13 protein-coding genes and 1 pseudogene are annotated in these 22,967 nt (G+C 57.2%); 13 read left to right on the forward strand and 1 reads right to left on the reverse strand.

All coding sequences use genetic code 11. The features are described from left to right. The first annotated feature begins 139 nt into the window (after positions 1–139). From rnr to CMG77_RS00725, 9 genes and pseudogenes are all read left to right on the forward strand, one after another. Entirely contained in the window at positions 140–2,698 is a 2,559-nt protein-coding gene (rnr, locus tag CMG77_RS00685; RefSeq protein ID WP_286903418.1) for a ribonuclease R, read from the forward strand. 108 nt (positions 2,699–2,806) lie between these two features. Beyond that, positions 2,807–3,550 carry a 23S rRNA (guanosine(2251)-2'-O)-methyltransferase RlmB gene (gene rlmB / locus CMG77_RS00690; RefSeq protein ID WP_286903419.1) on the forward strand — a complete coding sequence of 248 codons (744 nt, stop codon included), beginning with the start codon at positions 2,807–2,809 and terminating at the stop codon, positions 3,548–3,550. Positions 3,551–3,928: 378 nt separating this feature from the next. Next, positions 3,929–5,596, forward strand: coding sequence for a ribulokinase (locus CMG77_RS00695; RefSeq protein ID WP_286903420.1), 1,668 nt, complete (start codon positions 3,929–3,931; stop codon positions 5,594–5,596). Then, positions 5,593–6,285, forward strand: coding sequence for an L-ribulose-5-phosphate 4-epimerase AraD (gene araD, locus CMG77_RS00700; protein ID WP_286903421.1), 693 nt, complete (start codon positions 5,593–5,595; stop codon positions 6,283–6,285). Before CMG77_RS00695 ends, araD begins: the two co-directional genes overlap by 4 nt. Before the next feature lie 40 nt (positions 6,286–6,325). Then, positions 6,326–7,828, forward strand: a complete 1,503-nt coding sequence (araA, locus tag CMG77_RS00705; protein ID WP_286903422.1) for an L-arabinose isomerase — start codon at positions 6,326–6,328, stop codon at positions 7,826–7,828. Between the two features lie 79 nt (positions 7,829–7,907). Continuing rightward, on the forward strand, positions 7,908–9,278 hold the full coding sequence (locus tag CMG77_RS00710; protein ID WP_286903423.1) for an MFS transporter: 1,371 nt from the start codon (positions 7,908–7,910) through the stop codon (positions 9,276–9,278). A 142-nt stretch (positions 9,279–9,420) separates the two neighbouring features. Continuing rightward, positions 9,421–10,371, forward strand: coding sequence for a glycoside hydrolase family 43 protein (locus CMG77_RS00715; RefSeq protein WP_286903424.1), 951 nt, complete (start codon positions 9,421–9,423; stop codon positions 10,369–10,371). Between the two features lie 34 nt (positions 10,372–10,405). Continuing rightward, the gene (locus CMG77_RS00720) at positions 10,406–11,440 is read left to right on the forward strand and encodes an arabinan endo-1,5-alpha-L-arabinosidase (RefSeq protein WP_286903425.1); all 1,035 of its coding nucleotides are present in this window, start codon (positions 10,406–10,408) and stop codon (positions 11,438–11,440) included. 39 nt (positions 11,441–11,479) lie between these two features. Beyond that, positions 11,480–13,978: pseudogene (locus CMG77_RS00725) on the forward strand (beta-L-arabinofuranosidase domain-containing protein). A 122-nt stretch (positions 13,979–14,100) separates the two neighbouring features. Here CMG77_RS00725 and CMG77_RS00730 read toward each other — a convergent pair. Next, positions 14,101–14,766, reverse strand: coding sequence for an SDR family oxidoreductase (locus tag CMG77_RS00730; protein WP_286903426.1), 666 nt, complete (start codon positions 14,764–14,766; stop codon positions 14,101–14,103). A gap of 490 nt (positions 14,767–15,256) precedes the next feature. Between CMG77_RS00730 and CMG77_RS00735 the strand changes: the two genes are divergently transcribed. The 4 genes from CMG77_RS00735 to CMG77_RS00750 form a co-directional block, all read left to right on the forward strand. Then, complete coding sequence (locus tag CMG77_RS00735) at positions 15,257–18,013, forward strand: TonB-dependent receptor (RefSeq protein ID WP_502691704.1); 2,757 nt, start codon at positions 15,257–15,259, stop codon at positions 18,011–18,013. Between the two features lie 154 nt (positions 18,014–18,167). Beyond that, positions 18,168–19,220: an aldose epimerase family protein gene (locus tag CMG77_RS00740; RefSeq protein ID WP_286903428.1), complete on the forward strand. Its 1,053-nt coding sequence runs from the start codon at positions 18,168–18,170 to the stop codon at positions 19,218–19,220. A 446-nt stretch (positions 19,221–19,666) separates the two neighbouring features. Further along, the gene (locus tag CMG77_RS00745; RefSeq protein ID WP_502691705.1) at positions 19,667–22,354 is read left to right on the forward strand and encodes a TonB-dependent receptor; all 2,688 of its coding nucleotides are present in this window, start codon (positions 19,667–19,669) and stop codon (positions 22,352–22,354) included. 51 nt (positions 22,355–22,405) lie between these two features. Then, on the forward strand, positions 22,406–22,967 hold a 562-nt coding region (locus CMG77_RS00750), incomplete at its 3' end, for a glycoside hydrolase family 97 N-terminal domain-containing protein (RefSeq protein ID WP_286903430.1).

Consider the following 22,967-nt stretch of genomic DNA (forward strand, 5'->3'; position numbering starts at 1 on the left):
CAACCAATTGCCCCCAAAAGGGCTCTTTCTGCGCCTACCTCGGCCTTGAAACCTCTCAGGCTTCCGTCCATATCATCCGTAGGCGACTTACTATTGGCCCTCACAAGGGGCATTCATTTTCCGTTACAGGATATCCGTTTTGAGCAAAGAGAAACACCCGAAGCACGACCCCTACGCTGAGCGAGAAGCACAGAAATACGATAACCCCGTGCCCAGCCGCGAATTTATTCTGCAATTGTTGGAAGACGCCCCGGGCCCGGTGACGCACCCGGAAGTCTGCGAGATGCTCGACCTTCGCGACGAGGACCAGGTTGAGGCCGTACGCCGGCGCCTGATCGCCATGGCCCGCGACGGGCAGCTGGTCAGCAACCGCCGCGGCGCCTTCGCCCGGCTGGACAAAATTGATGTAATCCGTGGCCGCGTCCAGGGTCATAAAGATGGCTACGGCTTTGTGATTCCCGCCAAGGGCGGCAATGACCTCTATTTACACAACCGTCAGATGCGCCGGGTGTTCGATGGCGACGAAGTACTGGTCCGTGTCACTGGCTCCTACCGGGGCAAGGATGAGGCTGCGATTGTTGAAGTCCTCTCGCGCAACACGGAACAGCTGGCCGGTCGCCTCTTTCGCGAGGACGGGGTGCAGTTCGTTTCGCCGGAAAATCAGCGAATTACCCACGACATTCTGATTCCGCCCGGCGCCGAAGGTGATGCCAAGTCCGGTCAGATCGTGGTGGTGGCCATTACCCAGCAGCCGGACAAGAAACGCCCGGCGACCGGTATGGTCATTCAGGTGCTGGGTGACCATATGGCACCCGGGATGGAGATCGAGCTGGCCATCCAGTCTCACGGCATTCCCAGCGAGTGGCCCGCCGAGGCGCTGAGCGAAGCCGAAGCGCTGTCCGACACCGTGCAGGAAAAAGACAAGCAACACCGGGTCGATATTCGCCACCTGCCGTTTGTCACCATTGATGGCGCCGACGCCCGGGACTTTGACGACGCGGTGCTGTGTGAGAAGCGCAAAGGCGGCGGCTGGCGTCTGTCCGTCGCGATTGCCGATGTGTCCCATTACGTTCCTTGCAACAGCGCGCTGGATGTCGAGGGGCGCAAACGTGGCAACTCGGTGTATTTCCCGGACTATGTGGTGCCCATGCTGCCAGAGGCCATCTCCAACGGCCTGTGCTCCCTGAACCCGAAGGTCGACCGCCTGTGCATGGTGTGCGAGATGAATCTCGACGCCGAGGGCAAGATCACCAGCTACAAGTTCTTCGAAGGCGTCATGCACTCCCATGCGCGGCTGACCTACGACCAGGTGTGGGACATTCTTCAGGCCGATGGCGATGATGAGCATCCGCTGCGCCAGGAGTTCAAGGAAGTGCTGCCGCAACTGCACAGCCTGCATAAGCTCTACAAGGTCCTGCGCAAGGCTCGGGATGAGCGCGGTGCCATCGACTTTGAAACCGTTGAAACCCAGATCGTCTTCAACGAAGACCGCAAAATCGACCGGATTGTCCCGGTTCAGCGCAACGATGCGCACAAGCTGATCGAAGAGTGCATGCTGTGCGCCAACGTGTGCACCGCGCGCTTTCTGGAGAAGCACCAGATCACCTGTCTGTACCGGGTGCACCAGGGGCCGACCGAAGAGAAGCTCGCCAANTTGCGCGANTTNCTGGGCGAGCTGGGTCTTGGCCTCGGNGGCGGCGCNGACCCGAGTTCGGCCGATTTCCAGGCNCTGATGCAACAGATTCAGGGCCGCTCGGACAGCCATCTCATTCAGATGGTCATGCTGCGCACCCTGCGCCAGGCGGTCTATCAGGTGGACAACGAAGGTCACTTCGGTCTCGGCTTCGATGCCTACACCCACTTTACCTCNCCGATCCGTCGCTACCCGGACCTGCTGGTTCACCGGGCCATCCGGTCTGTCATCCGCAGCGACCGNCANACCGCCAATGTCGCGCGGGTCGAAGGTGCCAAGCCGCTGTCCCGCAAAGAGATCTACCCCTATGAAACCGGGGATGTGGTTGCTCTGGGCGAGCACTGCTCCATGACCGAGCGGCGCGCGGACGAAGCCACCCGGGATGTGGCCAGCTGGCTCAAGTGCGAATTCCTGCANGATCATGTCGGCGAGGTGTTCGACGGCGTGGTGGCCTCGGTGGTCGGTTTTGGCNTGTTTGTCGAGTTGAAGGATCTGTACGTCGAAGGGNTGGTCCATATCACGGCACTGCCGCACGANTACTACCGGTTCGAGCCCGCCCAGCACCGACTGGTGGGCGATCGCACCCGCAAGGTGTTCAGCCTGGGNGATGAGCTCCGGGTGCGAGTGGTGCAGGTCGATCTGGANAGTCGCAAAATTGATTTTGAAATGGAGTCGGTCACCGCGACCCGTCGNGGCAAGGGCAAAACCAATGCCCGTCCTCCCGCCGCTGANGGGCGGGATGCCGNCCCCAAAAAGTCGGGCAAGGGCAAAGGCCGTGGCCGCTCGCGGGGTGGCAACGACGAGCGTGGCCCGTCCCGTTCATCCAAACGAGGTTCATCCGGACAACGTCATGGTAAACAGGAAAGTCAGAAAACTGCGCATTCGAAGAAANCTGGAACAGTTCGATCGGAGAAAGCGACTCAACCGACTGAGAGCCGGTCTCTACTTGCGTCGGCGGCAGCTGGCTTTAAAAAAGCGCTGGCTAAGTTTACGAAGAAGAGATAACCACTGGTTTGAAAACCTGTGCAGCCTNCGCCAGAGGGCGTTGAGTCGGGCCGGCGGCAGTAATGACCGGCCCGGTGATTGATCGAAGATTCAGAGNCGGAACCATCTGTGAGTAAGAGTGAAATNGTCTTTGGCCTGCACTCGGTGCAGGCGCTGTTGAAAAGTGCCCCGCAGCGGGTGTTGNAGCTGTACTGNCTGCAAGGGCGCGGCGACCAGCGTCTGCAGAAAATCCTGAAACTGGCCGAGGCGCAAGGCGTGTCGGTTCAGCCGATGGGGCGGGGCAAGCTGGATGCCCTGGCCGAAGGTGAAAACCACCAGGGCATAGTGGCGAACTGNCGGCCCGGGCAGGTCCACGATGAAGGCTTTCTGTTTCAGCGGTTNAGNGAGCTGGACCACCCGCCGCTGCTGCTGGTGCTCGATGGTGTGACGGACCCCCATAACCTGGGGGCCTGCATGCGTACCGCCGAAGCGGCCGGGGTGGATGCGGTGATCGCGCCCAAAGACAAGTCNGCCGGCCTCAACCCGGTGGCNCGNAAGGTGGCCTGTGGNGCGGCGGAGGTTCTACCCTTTGTGCCGGTGACCAATCTGGCCCGCACCCTCAAAAAACTCCAGGANTCCGGCATCTGGCTGGTGGGCGCGGCGGGNGANGCGAGNGCGTCNGTCTATCAGAGTGATCTGAANGGCCCNATCGCNCTGATCATGGGGGCNGAGGGGGANGGGCTGCGTCGCCTGACCCGGGAAACNTGCGATTTTCTGATCAATATTCCCATGGCGGGCACNGTCAGCAGTCTGAACGTCTCGGTCGCCACCGGGGTCTGTCTGTTTGAGGCGGTGCGCCAGAGGGCTCGGTAGCGATCTGTTATCCTTTTTTGGTCATATGATTTTTAAGACTATAAGGCGCCTATTTAGGCGCCTTTTTCGTTTTATAGGGCCAAAAATCTTGAAAACAACAACTTTAGACGGGGCTGCTACCGGTTTTTGGCTTGATGTTGCGCGTCTACGGCCTTATATTATATTACTTATAAAGTCATTCCTCGGTCGAGTGAGTAGGGCGCTCACNGGGTGCCGCGTGGTGTTGGTCGTTCCCTGGTCGGGTGGCTGCAATGCCAGCATCTTGGTCGCCAGAGCCCACGAAAAACATTGACAGAAACACGGTTTCGCATATTATAATACAAAACAGATTGGTAACTGATGCACACTCCTGTGCTGCAAATAAAAGGTAATGGTTCTATGACGTCTTATGCACTGGGCCTGGATTATGGCTCCGACTCGGTTCGCGCACTGTTGGTGGACACCGCCAATGGACAGGAAGTTGCCACCACCGTGGTGCCNTACAAGCGNTGGAACCAGGGGCTTTACTCCGAACCGGCCAAAAACCAGTTCCGCCAGCACCCGCTGGATTATCTGGAAGGGGTTGAGCAAGCNGTACAGGGCCTNTGGGAANAGGCGCCGGCCGGCGCGGCGCAGCAGGTAGTGGGTATCAGCTTTGATACNACCGGNTCCACACCGGTCCCGGTGGACAGCGAAGGCGTCGCGCTGGCGCTGAAGCCNGAGTTNGCNGAAAACCCGAACGCCATGTTCGTGCTGTGGAAAGACCACACNGCGATCAAAGANGCCCANGCCATTACCGCAGCGGCCGAAAAGTCCGAGCCCAANTANCTCAAGTATGAAGGNGGNATCTACTCNTCCGANTGGTTCTGGGCCAAGGCCTGGCACGTCATGAAAGCAGANCCCNCCGTNGCCGAGGCCGCGTACAGCTGGGTCGANCACTGTGACTGGATGCCCGCGATACTGACCGGCACCACCCATCCGAGCAANTTCCGTGCGGGTCGCTGCGCGGCGGGTCACAAAGTNATGTGGCACGAAAGCTGGGGNGGCTATCCNCCCAACGANTTCTTTACCGGNCTGGACCCGGTGCTGGACGGGCTGCGNGATCGCCTGCCCGCNGAGACCTTTACCTCCGCCGAAACNGTGGGNCCCCTGACCGAAGAGTGGGCCGACAAGCTGGGCCTGCCGGCGGGCATNCCGGTCGGCTTTGGNGCCTTTGATTGCCANATGGGCGCNGTGGCGGCCAACGTCAAACCCGGCGTGCTGACCAAGGTGATGGGTACCTCNACCTGTGATATNACCGTCGCNACCTATGANGATATTGGNGATAAATGCATTCGCGGTATCTGNGGTCAGGTGGACGGCTCAGTGATTCCCGGCCTGGTGGGCCTGGAGGCCGGTCAATCCGCCTTTGGTGACCTCTATGCCTGGTTCCGCAACCTGATCAACTGGCCGGTGCAGACCCTGTTGGCCAGCAGCNACTCTCTTGATNAGGCNACGCGCACAAANCTCGCCGAAGAGNTCGAAGACAANACCCTCGCCGCCNTGGGCGAGGCCGCCAGCCAGATNCCCGCNGGCGAGACGGGCATTACCGCGCTGGANTGGGTNAATGGCCGNCGCACCCCGGATGCCGANCAGACNCTGACCATGGCCATCGCCGGCTTGAAAATGGGCAGNGAGGCTCCGCAGATTTTCCGNTCCCTGGTGGANGCCACCGCCTTTGGTGCTCGCGCCATTATTGANCGNTTCAAGTCCGAAGGTGTGGCGATCAACTCTGTGGTGGTGATCGGCGGTATCTCCAAAAAATCCGACTTCATCATGCAGGTCTGTTCGGATGTCTGGAACTGCCAGATCGATGTACTGGAAAGCGAGCAGAGCTGCGCCCTGGGCGCCGCCATTTTTGCCTCCACCATNGCCGGTGTTCATCCGGATGTGGCNGCGGCCCAGAAGGTGATGGCTTCGCCCGTGTGCAAGAGCTACACGCCGAACGCCGATAACGCCGCCGTNTATGANCGNTTGTACCAGAATTACCAGGCGCTGGGCGCCTTTGTGGAAGGAGAGCGCAAATGAGCTACCGCGAACTGAAAGAGCAGGTATTNGAAGCCAATATGGAGCTNCACCACCGCAAGCTGGTGGTGTACACCTGGGGCAACGTNTCGCAGATCGATCGTGATAANGGCGTGGTGGCCATCAAGCCCAGNGGTGTGGCGTACGAAGATATGAAAGTGGACGACATTGTTGTGGTCGACCTCGACAANAATGTNGTGGAAGGCAANATGCGNCCNTCCTCGGACACCAAAACCCANACCCATCTGTATCGGCACTTNGAGAGCATTGGCGGNGTGACNCACACGCACTCCACCTACGCNACNGCCTGGGCNCAGGCCCAGCAGCCGATTCCCTGCTANGGCACCACCCACGCCGACTACGCCTANGGCGANATTCCGGTGACCGCGGTGATGAGCGATGAGCAGATCAANCGCGACTACGAAGAAGAAACCGGCGTACAGATTACCGACTGNTTCANAGATCGCAGCCCGGTGGAAACCCCCATGTGCATCATTGCCGGCCACGCNCCCTTCACCTGGGGTAAAGACGCNGCCCAGTCGGTGTATCACGCGGTGATTCTGGAAGAGATGGCCAANATGGCCTACCTCACNCGCACNTTGCGCCCCGATGTNCAGCCNCTCAANCAGGCCATCATCGACAANCACTACCTGCGTAAGCANGGCAANNANGCTTACTACGGTCAGAATTGATTAACCCTTTTCGGCAACTGCCNTATTCAGGATTACAGCTATGAAAATTTACGGTGATAAAGAAATCTGGTTCGTCACGGGTTCCCAGCACCTCTACGGCCCCAAAGTATTGGAGCAGGTCGCGGCGAACAGCCAGCAAATTGCCGACGGGTTGACCGGNTCGGACAANATNTCNGCNAAAATTGTCGCCCANCCGACNGTCAANTCTCCGGANGANATTCTGGNNGTCTGTCAGCGCGCGAATAACGACAGCAANTGTGTCGGTCTGATTCTGTGGATGCACACCTTCTCTCCGGCCAAGATGTGGATTGCCGGCCTGAAGGCGCTGAACAAGCCCTACATGCACCTGCACACCCAGTTCAACGCCGAGNTGCCCTGGGCCGAAATCAACATGGANTACATGAACCTGCACCAGAGTGCCCACGGTGACCGCGAGTTTGGTTACATNGGCACCCGTCTGCGTCAGGATCGCCGCGTAGTGGTCGGTCACTGGCAGCAGGACCGTGTTCAGCAGGAAATCGACGACTGGTTGCGCGTCGCCATGGGCTGGGCCGAGTCTCAGACTCTGAAAGTGGCCCGCTTCGGCGACAACATGCGTCAGGTGGCGGTGACCGAAGGTGACAAGGTGGCGGCCCAGATTCACTTCGGCTACGAAGTGCATGCCTTTGGTTTGGGTGATCTGGCCGAGGTCGTTGACGCAGTCAGCGATGAAGACGCCAACGCCCTGGTCGATGAGTACCTGCAGACCTACGAAGTGGCGGACGAGGTGCTGAAAGACGAGCACCAGATGGCCATGATCAAAAACGAAGCGCGCCTGGAAATCGGCATGGAGCGTTTTCTGGAAAAAGGCGGCTTCAAGGCCTTTACCAACAACTTTGAAAACCTGACCGGTCTGACCGGCCTGCCCGGTATGGCCACCCAGCGCCTGATGGCCAAAGGCTACGGCTACGGCGGCGAAGGTGACTGGAAAACCGCGGCCATGACCCGGATCGTAAAAGTAATCAGCCAGGGCAAAGAAGGTGGCACTTCCTTTATGGAAGATTACACCTACAACCTGGGCACGCGGGATCAGGTGCTGGGCGCCCACATGCTGGAAATCTGCCCGACCATCGCCGCGCAGAAACCGCGCCTGGAAGTGGCCCTGCACACCATCGGGATTCGCAAGGACATCGCTCGCCTCAAGTTTACCGGCAAGCCCGGCCCGGCCATGAACATCACCACCGTGGACCTGGGTACCCGTTTCCGTATCGTAGTCAACGAGCTGGATACCGTGGCCCCGCCAGCGGACCTGCCCAAGCTGCCGGTCGCTTCGGCCCTGTGGGAGCCTCGCCCGAACCTGGGTATCGCCGGCGCCGCCTGGATTCACGCCGGTGGTGCTCACCACAGCGTGTACAGCCAGGGCGTGACCACCGAGCAGATCATCGACTTCGCCGAAATGGCCGGCGTTGAAGCGGTCGTGATCGACAACGACACCAAAGTGCGCACCTTCAAAGACGAACTGCGCCAGAACGCCGCTTACTACCACCTCAAGCAGGGCGTATAAACGGCGTACCAATCGGCGGGGCCTTCGGGTGCCCGCCGTTTTTGTATCTGACATCACCTGACAATAAGAGCCCAAGCGAATGAAAACCCAGAAACTGACGGTATTGGAGAAAGTGGGTTTTGGCAGCGGTGATACCGCGGTCAACCTGGTGATCTCCTCCATGTTCCTCATCGTGGCCTATTTCTATACCGATATCTTCGGATTGAAGCCGTCGCATATGGGGATTCTGTTCCTGGTGGCTCGACTGGTGGATGCCTTTACCGACCCATTGATGGGCATGATCACCGACAAGGTGGACACCCGTTGGGGGCGCTACCGTCCGTACTTTTTATTCCTGTCTGTGCCCTTCGGTCTGTCCATCTTCCTGATGTTCACCACGCCGGACTGGAGTTACAACGCCAAGCTGGTGTGGGCTTACGCCACTTACATTCTGGTGACGGTGATGTTCACCTCCGTGACTATTCCCTATATCTCCCTGATTGGCGTATTGACGGCGGACCCGAAAGAGCGCCTGTCGGCGAACGGCTATCGTCTGTTNCTGGCCAANGTGGCCGCNTTTCTGGTCACCATTATTGTGCCGATCATGGCNGAAGCCTGGGGNGANGGTGACCTGGCGGTNGGNTANCANGCNTCCATGGGGCTGATGGGGATTCTCGGTACGCTGTTGTTCCTGTTCTGTTTCTTNACCACCACCGAGCGGGTGAAGCACGAGGTGCAGGACAAGACNTTCGGNGANCAGCTCAAGATTCTNCTGAAAAACGACCAGTGGNTGGTNCTGTGNGCGGTGTGCTTTACCGGCACTCTGGGCTATGTGATCCGCAGCTCCGTGGCCGCCTATTACGCCAAGTATTACNTGGGNGCNGATGCCAAAATGCTCTCCGCCTTNATGACCACCGGGGTNACNGGNGCGCTGNTGGCNATGATCGCCTCNACCTGGATTACCAAACGCTACTGCAAAATCCAGCTNTTNCGCTGGACCCAGTTGGCCGTTGGGGTATTGAGCGTAATCATGTTCTTCGCGGTTCAGCCCGGAGATATCTGGCTGGCGTTTATTCTCTACTTCCTGATTTCCTTCGTGGTCGACCTGCACGCGCCGGTGTTCTGGAGCGCGATTGCCGAGTCCGTGGACTACGGTCAGGCGAAAACCGGCAAGCGTGTATCGGGCCTGGCGTTCGGTGGCATCAGCTTTTTCCAGAAGGCCGGCATGGGCGCCGCCGGTTTTATNGTCGGCCTGCTGCTGACCTATTTCAACTACGAAGCCAACGTNGAGCAGAGCGCGTTCACCNTGACGGGTATCGCNCTNATGCTCTCCNTCATNCCGGGCCTGTTCCACGCCATCATGGGNGGGCTGATGTTCAAGTACAAAATTACNGACANNTTCTATGAAGAAATGAAGCGGGACAGCCTGGCGGATTCCGCCCTGGCCGAAGCGGATCCGAATATTTCATAGATGGGTTAGGGCGTATGCGCCAGGGNGGGNTACGGCGGATGCGGCCTTCGGCCTTATCCGCCCTACGCCNACTGCGGCATCCGCCATAACCGCCTCGANTTAATGAATACCATGTTGCCATGACAACANCCTGGAGAGAACAATGACCGAACTGCTCACCCCTCTGATCGAACAACGCGCCGATCCCTATATCCACAAACACACCGACGGCTATTATTATTTCACCGCCTCGGTGCCGGCCTACGACCGGCTGGAGCTGCGTCGNGCCAAAACCATTGCNGAGCTGCCTGACGCGGAGCGCGTGGCCGTCTGGCACAAGCCGGATNCAGGCCCGTTCAGCGAANTGATCTGGGCACCGGAAATCCATTTCAATCAGGGGGCNNGGTACATCTACTTCGCGGCGGCACCGACCCGGGAAATCAAAGACGGGCTGTTCCAGCATCGCATGTACGTGGTCAGCACCGACGCCGCTAACCCNCTCGAAGGTGANTGGACCGAACCCAAGCAGATNGANACCGGCATGGATACCTTCTGTCTGGATGCCACAACGTTTACCCATAAAGACCANCTCTACTACGTCTGGGCACAAAAGCAGAACGGCATTCCGGGTAACTCCAATCTGTATATCGCCCCGATGGANNCNCCCGATGCCATNNCCGGCGANCCGGTACTGCTGACCATNCCCGANCTGGANTGGGAAACCCGTGGCTTTATGGTCAACGANGGGCCNGCCGTACTGATTCNCAATGGCCGTATATTCATCACCTACTCCGGTAGCGCCACCGACGAAAATTATTGNATGGGNNTNATCTGGGCGGANCAGGACGCNGATCTGCTGGATCCNAAAAGCTGGACCAAATCCCAGAAGCCGGTNTTCCAGAGCGATATGGACAATGCCATTTACGGCCCGGGCCATAACAGCTTCACCGTCGCCGAAGACGGTAAGACCGATATGCTNGTGTACCACGCCCGGACCTACACCGAAATCGAAGGGGACCCGCTGTGGAATCCGGATCGCCATACCTTCATTAAACCCATCAAATACGATGCGGACGGCTTCCCGGTATTTGGTAAGCCCTCCATGGTGGACTGACCACCAACCGACTTACGGACCATGAGGTAACACCATGAACGTTAAACACTGGTTAAAAGGCATTGTTGTGTCGCTGGCAGCACTGAGCGCTGTGGGGTGTCAGGCCCAAAAGCAGGTCAGCATTCATGACCCGGTTATGGCAAAAGAGGGCGATCAGTACTACCTGTTCAGTACCGGCCCCGGTATCACCATTTACAACTCCGAGGACATGGTGAACTGGGAGCGTCAGGGGCGTGCTTTTGAAGGCGAGCCCGACTGGGCCAGAGAGGTGGCNCCGGAGTTNAATGGNCACTTGTGGGCNCCNGANATCATCTATAACGAAGACACNGAGCAGTGGTACCTGTACTACTCNGTCTCNGCCTTCGGNAAGAACACCTCCGGTATGGGNGTCACNACCACCAAGACCCTNAACCCCGAGTCGGACGATTACGGCTGGGAAGACCAGGGNCTGGTGTTGCANTCGGTACCCAANCGGGANATGTGGAACGCCATTGANCCCAACGTNATNGTGGATGAAAANGGCGATGCCTGGTTCAGCTTCGGCTCCTTCTGGGGCGGCATGAANATGTTCAANCTGAATGAAGATTGGACGGCACCGGCNGAGCCNCAGGAGTGGTACACCATTTCCAANCGNGATCGCTCCATTCTGGTGGATGACACCCAGGCGGGCCCNGCCCAAATTGAAGGGCCGTTTATTTTCAAAAAGGGCGACTACTATTATCAGTTCGTCTCNTGGGGNCTNTGCTGCCGGGGCGCCGATAGCACNTACCATATGGTGGTCGGCCGCTCAAAAGATGTGACGGGTCCTTATCTGGATAAAACCGGTAAGCCAATGAATGAGGGCGGCGGCACCATCATTCTGAAAGGGAATGAAGACTGGTATGGCTTGGGTCATAACAGTGCCTACACCTTCGATGGTAAAGACTACCTGGTNTTNCACGCNTATGAAGCNGCAGANGAAGGCCTGCAAAAACTGAAGATCGCCGAAATCGANTGGACCGAAGATGGTTGGCCCGAAATCGATCCNGCGGTATTGAATGAATACCAGAGNGTGTTGATCGAAGAGTAANGCGNGTNACGATAACGGCGGCATGCGGAGCATGCCGCCGTGTTCTGNGTAGGGCGGATAAGGCCAAAGGCCGCATCCGCCGTAACCCAACTCTCCGCANCNNCCGTCACCTCCCCGAAAAACACCAGACCAAACGANTGGCAANCACCATGNNAAAANTNCTCCCNNCNCTANTNNCNGCCACCNTCGNNCNCAGGCTGCACCCAAACCANCGATCGGGCCGAACCGCAACAAACCGGCGTCGACACCTTCCCGCTCACCCAGGTCCGCCTGCTCGACGGCAGCCCNTTCAAGCGCGCCGAACAGACCAACCTGCGNTACGTTTACGCCATGGACCCGGACCGACTGCTNGCNCCCTANCTGCGCGAAGCGGGGCTGGAGCCGAAAAAAANCACCTACGGCAACTGGGAAGGCTCCGGGNTGGATGGCCACATAGGTGGTCACTACCTGACGTCGTTGGCGCTAGCCTACGCNTCCACGGGCGATGGTGAAGCCCTGCGTCGCNTGGATTATATGCTGGACGAACTTCAGCGCGCCCAGCAGGCCAANGGCAATGGTTACCTCGGCGGTGTGCCGGGCAGCAAAGCCNTGTGGGAAGAAATNGAGCGGGGCGAGATTGACGCCGACCTGTTCGCACTGAATGGCAAGTGGGTGCCNTGGTACAACGTGCACAAGGTCTACGCCGGCTTGCGCGATGCGTATCTGATTGCGGGCCGNGAACAGGCGTTGGACATGCTGATTGAGNTGTCGGACTGGACCATCGACCTGGTGGANGGNCTGAGNGANGAGCAGATTCAGGCNATGTTNCGCAGTGAACACGGCGGCATGAANGANGTGTTTGCCGACCTGGCNGACATTACCGGGGAAGAAAAATACCTGCGTCTGGCGAAACAGTTTTCCCATGAGCAGATTCTGGACCCGCTGCTGCAACATCAGGATGAACTGAATGGTCTGCACGCCAACACCCAGATCCCGAAAGTGGTGGGCTACCAGCGNGTCGCNGAAGTATCGGGCGACCCGGAATGGTCTGAGGCGGCGGATTACTTCTGGCGNACGGTGGTGTACGAACGNTCCGTGGCCATNGGNGGCAACAGNGTGCGTGAGCACTTCCATCCGACCGATGATTTCAGCTCCATGGTCAGCGANCGGGAAGGNCCGGAAACCTGNAACACCTACAACATGCTCAAGCTNTCCAGGCTGCTGTACGACGATGCCGCCGAGCTGGAATACATCGACTACTACGAGCGGGCACTGTACAACCACATCCTGTCCAGTCAGCACCCGGATCANGGCGGCCTGGTGTATTTCACGCCGATGCGTCCGGGGCACTACCGGATGTACTCNCANCCGGAACAGGCCATGTGGTGNTGTGTCGGTTCGGGGATTGAAAACCACTTCAAATACGGCGAACTGATTTACGCCCACAACGATCGGGATCTNTACGTCAATCTNTTCATCCCGTCCCGTNTGACCTGGGAGCAGGCCGGTATCACCCTGGCCCANGAAACCGCCTTNCCCGATNCCGACGTGACCGAGCTGACGNTGGAAAAAGGCGAGGGCCGTTTTGCCCTGAAGTTGCGCTATCCCGTCTGGGTTGAGCCCGGTGCGCTGGAGGTGTCCATCAATGGTGAACGTGTAGAGACCAAGGCCTCTCCCGGTGAGTATGTCAGCATCGAACGGAACTGGCANGCGGGNGATAAAGTCCGGGTTACCCTGCCCATGACCACCCGNNTGGANCAGNTGCCGGACGGNTCGGATTATTACGCCGTNCTTCANGGCCCCATCGTGTTNGCCGCCAAAACCGATGTGATTCANAATGAGNAACTGAACTTCCTCAGCGATGACAGCCGNATGGGACATATCGCCGATGGCGCTCTCTGCCCACCCGAGGCGACACCGGTGATGGTNAGCGAGCCAGAGGCGTTTCTGGAACAGTTGTCGCCGGTACCGGGTCAGCCGATGANCTTCCGTGCCAGCGCCGGNCTGGACGTGGCCGACCAGGACAGCGTGGATCTGATACCCTTCTATCGNGTGCACGACAGCCGCTACACCATNTACTGGCCNCAGGCCAATGGNGACCAGAGCGAAGCGCGGATGAAAGCNGAGCGNGAGCGNCTGGCGNTGGACGCGCTGACCATTGATGCAGTGGCACCGGGAGAGCAACAGCCGGANTCGGANCACTTCTTCAANGGTGANNATACCGAGGCGGGCGTTCATCTCGGNCGCCACTGGCGCCACGCNTCCGGTTGGTTCAGCTACGAGCTGCGCGATCCCCAGCGCCANGCCAAGTTCTTNCGCATCACCTACTTCGGNGGCGATGCCGNNCGNTCATTCGANATTCTGATCAATGGCCAGACATTGGCCGAAGTGACNTTACCGGAAGGGAAGGGCGCGGATTTCTATCANGTGGACTACGANCTGCCNGTGGNGTGGGTCCGTGAAGCCGAAGANGGCGTACTGACCCTCAAATTCGAAGCCAAGCCCGGCTCCATAGCCGGCGGCATCTACGGCGTCCGCCTGCTGCGNGATAANCCTTGANGNCTTNGGTAACGGCGGATGNGCGCTNTGCGCTTATCCGCCCTACGCGGATTCAGTGCTATCCGTAGGGCGGATAAGCCGAAGGCGCATCCGCCGTTACCACGCTCACGCAACCTACCCAACTACCAAGGTAACACCTCCCCATTCGAATGCCAAAAGGTCCCGGTATTCTCCAGGCTCAGCTCATCAATCCGCTGCACCAACCGCTGGGCCGCCTCATCCGGCGTGATATCCCCGTGACCACCAATCATCTCGGTGCCCACCAGCCCGGGGTGCAAGATGGCTACTGCCACCTCCTGTTTCTTCAGATCTTCCGCCAGCGACTTGCCCGCCGCGTTTAATGCGGCCTTGGACATCCGGTAGCCGTAGCGACCGCCGCTGGTATTGTCCGCGATGGACCCCATCCGGCTGGTGATCAATGCGACCTTGCCACCCTTGGCCAACTGTTTGTGCAGGGCATCGGTCACCAAAAGCGGTGCCAGCGCATTGGTTTCGAACTGGTCCCGGATACTGTCGACGTTCAAACGCCCCAACTGCTCGTCCCGCAGGATACCGGCGTTGTTGATCAAAAGGTCGATCGATACCCCTTCAAGCGCCGCCACCAACGTCTCGACGCCTTTTGGGTCGGTCACATCCACCCCATCAATAATAGTGGCCCCGCTGTTGGCCAGGGCATCCGAAGCCTGGCGACAGGCGGCGTACACCTTGTCCCCCCGGGCAATAAACCGTTTCACAAAGGACAGGCCAATACCGCGGTTGGCGCCGGTGATTACCACAGTCTTGCTCATTGGGAGAACCTCCGTTTTTTGAGTGGGAAATGAAGGGATGGGGGGTAAATGCCGGGTTTCAACCCCGAGGAGGGAGGTTGATGGCTCTATTTAACATATATATAGGAAGGCTGGATGCCGAAATGGCGATCTGGAGGGATATGTTTGAGCGGACGTGGCCAGAAGCTCGCTTTAATTATCATATATATTATGATGAAATATGCGTTATGTGGGGTCCGAGGATAAATTATTTGTGGTATATCAAAAGTATTTGCCTTAAATGCCCCAAAATAGAGCGATAAATGTATGATAAAAGGGTTGCTAGGCTTATTGTCATACGATAGTATTGTTTTGCTCCGTTATTAAAAATAACCAGTACTTGGGAGCGAGCCGGACGATATCGGCAGTTCTCAGGTGCGACTATGAAACCCGCAGGAGAGTTGCAATTATGTTTAAGCGTTCCCTACTAAGCCGCAGTATCGCTGCGTCCATCGCCCTGGCTGGCCTGCCCATGCTGGCTCAAGCCCAAGACACCCAAGACGAGCCTCTGCTCGAAGAAGTTGTTGTTACTGGTATTCGTGCAAGCTTGAACAAAGCCATTGATATCAAACGCGAATCCATGGATGTCATGGACTCCATCGTGGCGGAAGATATCGGTAAGCTGCCGGATAACAACGTGGTTGAGTCTCTCCAGCGTGTGGCCGGTGTTCAGGTTACGGATCGTGCCGGTGGTGAAACCAACGTGGTCAGTATCCGCGGTCTTACTGATGTGAGCACCACGGTAAACGGTCGTACCATCTTCACAGCTTCTGGCCGCGCTGTTGCGCTGGCGGATATCCCCTCTACTCTGGTTTCACGAGTTGATGTGGTCAAGAACCGTTCAGCAGAAACCTACGAAAACGGTATTGCTGGCCAGATTGACGTGCACACCTTCCGTCCGTTTGATTTCGACGGCTCTCGCGTATCGGTTTCTGCACGCGGTATCTATCTGGAAGAAGCGGAAGCGATGAACCCGACCATCAGTGCGCTTTTTAGCGATCGTTGGGATACTGGTGCGGGGGAGTTCGGTGCGCTCGTAAACGTTTCCTATAGTGAGACTGAGTATCGGGATCAGTCTACTACGCCTGGCGCTCAGGTGGTTTTCGCTACTGAAAATCCTCCTGCCGGTTGGGCTCCGATGGAGCGTATTCAGCCAACCGACGGACGTGCCGACGGCGAGATCTGGACTCCGGGGCTGGAGAGTGGGCTCCCGACCGATGCGGGATCCACCTTCAATATCAATGGTGAGCAGGTTCCCTACTATATTTCTCGCGATGCGATGTTCATGTCCGACTTCACCGGCGAACGTGAGCGCCCTGCTGCCAATGTATCGTTACAGTTTGCTCCAAACGATCGCAGCGAATATACCTTTGAAGCGTTCTACAATGGCTATCGCAATGAAGGCTTCAACTCCCTGAACTTCGCGTTNGTGGANTGGTGGGGTAGCCTTGGTGGTTTGAGCGACGACCTGACCGATACCTTTGAGCTGTATGAAGGAACCAACGTCATCAAAGAGCGTACCATTCGTGATGGTTTCACCTTTGGTAGCGGTGACTACTCAACCGGAAAAACCGACTCTTATGTTTACGCTCTGGGCGGTGACTGGGAGCTGACCGATAAGCTCAACCTGAAGTCTGAGCTGGTGTATCAGGACAGTGAGTTTGAATCCAGCTTCATTGCGATGCGCAGCACCAACGTTCGCTATGAAACCTACGCCAACTTCAGCAATAACCCGAGCATTGAGTTCCGGGACAACCCGGCCACTCCGGATGTCGATGAAGGCGATCAAAGTGACATTTCCCAGTACGCCATGGCTGAAATGTACGATAGTGGANNGCGNAACGANGGNTCNGCGGTTACCTTTACCGCCGATGCCGAGTACTTCACTGACGGTGCGTTCTTCAAGAAGATCGATTTTGGTATCCGTCACGACGTGCGCGATGCCACCGAGTATGCACGTACTCAGGACGCAGCACCCTGTGATGTCGTAAACACTACTGGCGATGCGGCTAACTGCCAGTTCTCCACTTATGAAGATGATGGCATTGCGTACATCAACAGTGGCTTTATGGATGCGCTGGATGTGCCCCGTACCTGGGCTGTGGTTGATGGCCCTTACCTGAAGGCAAATCGTGATTACTTCACTGGACTTTACGGTCTGGATGCCAATGATCCGCTGCTGGAAGAGTTTGCCATCGAGGAGACCAACACCGCACTGTACGTCGATGCGGAGTTTGAGACCGAAATCGCTGGTAAGCGTCTCGATGGTCAGGTTGGCCTCCGCTACGTTGATGTGACCACCGATACCGTCTTTACCGATCAGGTGGACTTCTCTGAAACCGAGGGCAGCACAGACAACCAGGAGCTTCTGAGCTTCTTGTCTCTGCGCTACAACCTTACTGATGAGCTGATCGCGCGCTTTAACTACGGTGAAACGCTGCGTATGCCCGGATTTGGGGACCTGAATCCGACCATCAACTACTTCGACGATATCACCAACATTGGTTATGGTACTGCGACTGGCGGTAACGCCGACTTGCAGCCGACCACTTCCCAGAACTACGACTTGTCTCTGGAGTGGTACTTCGGTGATGCCAGCAATGCCTACGTAACTCTNTTCCAGCGCGACATCGAAGGCCTGGTTGTTGGTTTCCGTAACCGAGTGAACCGCCAGATTGAAGGTTATGAAACAGATACTTTNATTCTGTCTCAGCCGGATAATGCGTCAGATGGTGAGCTGTCAGGTGTGGAAATCGGGTTCAACTACTTCCCCGAGAACCTCGAAGGCTACTGGGACGGTCTGGGTGTCCAGTCCAGTTTCACCTTCCTGGATTCGGAGCAGGTTAACCCGGTTACTAACAGCGAAGGTGAAGTGACCAGCTACGAAGTGGGTCCGATGTTTGGTGTGTCTGACACATCCTACAGCGTAGCGGTGGCTTACGAGCGCGATACTTTTGACGCCCGTCTGGCTTATGTATGGCGTGAAGACTTCCTCAACAACAATGAGGCTGCTTTGTTCGCCAACCCGCTGGGCGTATACCGCGACCCGCAGAGCTCTCTGGACTTCCAGTTCAGCTACAACGCGACCGATGAGTTGGTGCTGACTTTTGATGCAACCAACCTGACTGATGAGGTNTACCAGAGCCGTTACGGCAACAGTGATCTGCATACCTTCGGTAACTGGCAGATCAGCCGCACCTTTGCCCTGGGCGCTCGCTACTCCTTCTAAGGAGCGCGAGCAACCATCAAGGTTGCGTACCGTTCAAACCGAACTTGGCCAACCCTGCGGGGTTGGCCTTTTTTGTGTCTGGCCTCCNGGCCGCCTGCTGTTATACCATTCACCTTTGACCGCCGACTTTTACCNATTCAGAGGAATCTGATCTATGCCCGTTCAATCCGCCCCGTTCGGAAGNCTTCCCGATGGCCGTGAGGTCACNCAATTCATTTTGCGCAATAGCAAGGGGATGGAAGTCCGCCTGATCAACTACGGCGGCATCATTACCCANCTGTTCNCGCCGGACCGGNACGGCAANGTNGCCGACGTGGTTATGGGGTTTGATGAACTTGCCCCTTATCTGACGGATTCCCCNTATTTCGGGGCGCTGATTGGCCGCTTTGGCAACCGTATCGCGGGCGGCCGCTTTGAGTTGGACGGCGTTGAGTATCGCCTGGATCAGAACGATGGTGAGAACCATCTGCATGGCGGGGTTGAGGGCTTTGACAAAAAACTCTGGGATGCCGAGCCGTTTGAGGATGACCGTGGTGCCGGCGTNCGCCTGAGNCTGGTCAGNCCCGATGGNGATCAGGGNTATCCGGGCANCTTGTCNGTCACCGTGGAGTATTGGCTGACCGATGACAATCAATTGATNACCGACTACCGTGCTACCACGGACAAGGCGACCCCGGTCAACCTGACTCAGCACAGCTATTTCAATCTGGCGGGTAAGGGCACCGTGCGCGACCATCAGCTTACCCTGAACGCGTCCAAGTACACCCCGGTCAGTGACAAATTGATACCGGAAGGGCCTCTGGTTGAGGTGGCCGGTACGGCCTTCGACTTCCGTAAGCCCAAANCCATTGGGGCNGAAATTGACGNNGATGANATTCAGCTAAAGCGCGCCAACGGTGGCTATGATCATAATTTTGTCGTCGACCNTCAGGGTGNGCAGGGTGAGGTGCTTGCCGCGCGGGCCGAAGAGCCGGTTTCCGGACGTGTGTTGGAGGTCTGGACNGAAGAGCCGTGTTTCCAGCTGTACACCGGCAANTTTCTTGACGGTTCGGTGGAAGGAAAAGGCCAAAAACAGATTCGTCACGGCGCCTTCTGNGTCGANCCNCAGCANTTTCCTGACTCGCCCAANCAGGATCGTTTCCCGTCNACGATTGTGCGTCCGGGAGACACCTACCACACCCGGATGAGCTTCCGCTTCAGCCACTAAGTCGCGAGCGTTGAGTTTGGGTGCCAGCTAGCGGGTGGCACCCCTTTCTTCGCGCTATACGCCANTCAATTATAATATTTATTGTATTTGTCGAAAAAGTACTATTTTTGTGCGATAAGATACAAGACGNCCANCCCNCCTCCCCCTAATGTAGCCTACAGCGATGGATCAGAGTTCGCGTAGGTTGACGANCGCTTCTCTAGTCTTTGATCTCTCGCCTAACGTGGTGTCGNCCAGTTCGGCATCGCCGGGCCGGACGGTTAAGTGTTCCGCGCCAACCGGANCACGTGAATCGNCCGGAGCTAGCGTTTAATAATCCAAATAAACACAATGCTTAGGAGAGTCCCAATATGATAGCGAAAAANACCATTCTCAGTAGNACNATTGCCACNATACTGTTTGCCGGCGCCCAGGCTTCCGCTCAGTCGGCTTCTCAGGAAACCAGTATGGAGGAAGTGCTGGTTACCGGTATTCGCTCCAGCCTTCAGCAGGCGATGGATATCAAGCGAGACTCCGATGCCATGGTGGATTCCATTGCCTCGGAGAGNCTGGGTAAATTCCCGGATACCAATATTGCCGAATCCCTTCANCGAATTACCGGCGTTTCTATNGATCGAAGTGGCGGGGAANGGCANAGCGTCACGGTGCGTGGTTTTGGTCCTCAATTCAATACGGTATTGCTTAACGGTCGTCGACAGGTGTCTGACACCGGCGCGAGGTCGTTCAACTTTGACAANCTGCCCGCCGAGCTGGTTTCGCGGGTGGACGTCTACAAAAGCGCTCAGGCGCGTCTGCAGTCCGGTGGTATTGGCTCCACCATTGTGATGCACACGCCGCGCCCGCTGGATATCGGTAGCTTCAAGGCGGTGGGTTCGGCCAAGATGCTGCATGAGGATCTGTCCGGNGAGAGCACCCCCGAGCTGTTCGGCATGGTAAGCAACACCTTTGCGGATGGGCGCATGGGGGCGCTGTTATCGGTAACCTACGAAGAGCGGAAGAATCGTATTGAACGTTTCCTCACCGACGGCATTCTTACCGCGCCGCGCGATGGTCTGACGTTGATTGCCGATGATCTGGCGGACCAGGGCTACTCGGCGGACGACCAGTTCTTCATTCCCCAGGTTCTGAATATCAGCCCCATTGATGAGCAGCGTGAGCGCATCAACATCAACAGTACGTTTCAGTTCCAGGCGACTGACGATCTGACCTTTACGCTGGACGCCATGTTCAACGACTTTGACGTACAGACTCAGTCCAACACTCTGACGTTCTTTGTGACGCCTTCCATTATTACGGACGCCACGTTCGATGAAAATCGTACGGCGACAACGTTTACGCAAAACCAGAATGCGGCGACCGATTTCACTATGGCCGAGCGTAGCCGGCCGTCCGAGTCCCAGGCGTTTGGTTTTAACGCCGNTTGGGATTTGGCGCCGGGCTGGAATGTGGCGTTTGATACCAGCTATTCCAAAGCGGAGTCCGGCGGCGCTGGCGGCACCAATGTGGGTGTGATTGGCTTCCGGGATGACGGTTTTACGCTCAGTTATGATGAGAACGGTATGCCGTCCTATAGCGGTGTGACGGACGCCCAGATCAATGATACGAGTTTGTCTAAAGCCCACTTTTTCATGCGCGGTATTGGTGGCGGACCGCTGGGCGGTGCGGCGGATATCGAGCACGACCTGTTTGAGCAACGGGTGGACTTTGAGTGGCAGGCCGACTTTGAGCACCTGAAAACCGTCACCTTCGGTGCCCATTATTCCGATGAGTCGGAGAGCACGACCAGTCGGACTTCCGATAACCCGTGTATTTATTGCGGTTATCAGACGGATGTGCCCGACGACCTGCTGGCCATAGTCGCTGAGGGTGGCAACTACATGGATGGCGACATTGATGTCCCTGCCACCTGGCAAACTGCTGATCTGGATGCCCTCATCTCCTGGCTGGAAACCCCGGAGGCAGCGGCTGCAAGAGACGAGGCAGCCGGTCTTGAGCCCGGCACCACCCAGGCGGCGCTGGATGAAAGCAATGGCTATGCATTGGTGTTGCAGTCCAGTTCAACGGAAATCGATGAGACGGTAATGTCGGTCTACGCCAACTTCAATTTCCAGGGTGAACTGGGTGACATGCCCTGGAGCTTGAATGCGGGTGTTCGCTACGTGGAGACGGAGACTACGCCGTTCGGCATTTCCGCGCCTTTGCTCGATCTTCGCGAAATCCCCAGTGACCCCACCGCCTATGACGTGGTGGATGGCAACGAGCAGGTGGTAAGTGCCAANAACACCTATGATCATTTTCTGCCGACACTGGATTACCGTTTGAACCTGAACGACGATATGGTCATTCGTTTTGCCGCGTCGCAAACACTGACTCGTCCGCCGTTCGGTGCCCTGTCTCCGCGCACTACCATCGGTACCGCACGTCCAGGGAACCTGCAGGCGAGTAGTGGTAATCCGAATCTCGAGCCCTACGCATCAGACAATCTGGACCTTGCCTATGAGTGGTATTACCAGGAGAGCGGTTACCTGACGGTGGGGCTGTTCCAGAAGCNGGTTGAAAATTTCCTGGTCAANACCGTTCTGCGNCAGGAGTTTGAAATTCAGGATCAGGATAATCTGTTTGANGGTAATCCGGTGTTTGAAGTAAGCACNCAGGATAANCTGGAAGATGCTACCGTTGACGGGGTTGAGCTGGGTTTNCAGCACACCTTTGATTATCTGTCAGNTGNCTGGAGCGGTTTTGGTTTTACCGCCAACGCGACGCTCGTGGATAGCGACGCTGAACTCGACACCGGTGATATCAGCCAGACCTTNGCGCTCGAAGGGCTGGGNGACTCCTACAATATCGTCGGNTTTTANGAGCGGGGCAACTTTGAAGCCCGCCTGGCNTGGAATCAGCGCGACCGCTTTCTGCAAACGGCGGTCGGTTTCGGGGGCGAGCCCACCTATGTCGAAGACTATGAGCAGATCGACGCGCGGGTAAGCTATAGTCTGAGCGACAGCCTGTCGGTATTTTTCGAAGGGGTAAATATTACCGACGAGAAGTATCAGAAAGTAGGGCGTTACGACAACCAGATTCTGTTGCGAGAGCAGACCGGTCCCCGTTATACCGTGGGGGTACGGGCGGAGTTTTAATGCTGGCTGGCCGGGGTAGCCCCGGCCTTTTTTCATATTGGGAGTAGCAACATGAACAAATCCGTTTTGAGTCTGGCCATGCTGGCCCTTTGTCTGGGCGCCTGCTCAAATACTGGCAGCGGCCCAGGCAATAACGTTGCATTGAGCAGTCCGGACGGTAGTGTCCGGGTCAGTGTTTCGCTGAACGCCCAGGGGGCGCCGGAATATCAGGTTTTTCATGACGAGCGAACCGTGCTCGAGCCGTCGGATCTGGGCATCCGTTTACAGAGCGCTGCTTTTGAACAAGGTCTGTCTCTGACGAGCGCATCCGAGCCGACATTGGTGGAAGACCACTATGAAATGCACCAGGGCAAACAGCTCGACATTCACTACCGGGCCAACGAGCAGACGCTGCGTTTTGCCAACGCCGAGGGTGAGCCTCTGGTGATTCGTCTGCGCGCCTCCGATGACGGCGTGGCCTTTCGCTACGAATTTCCGGGTGAGGGCGCCAAGCGTTTTGAGCGGGAAATCACCTCGTTCGATTTTCCTGCGTCGGCCAAAGCCTGGATGCAGCGCATGCAGGTGGTCAACACCGGCTTCGAAGGCACCAACCCGGCTTACGAAGGACATTACG

This window comes from Marinimicrobium sp. (genome assembly GCF_002695945.1).
Lineage (GTDB): Bacteria > Pseudomonadota > Gammaproteobacteria > Pseudomonadales > Cellvibrionaceae > Marinimicrobium > Marinimicrobium koreense.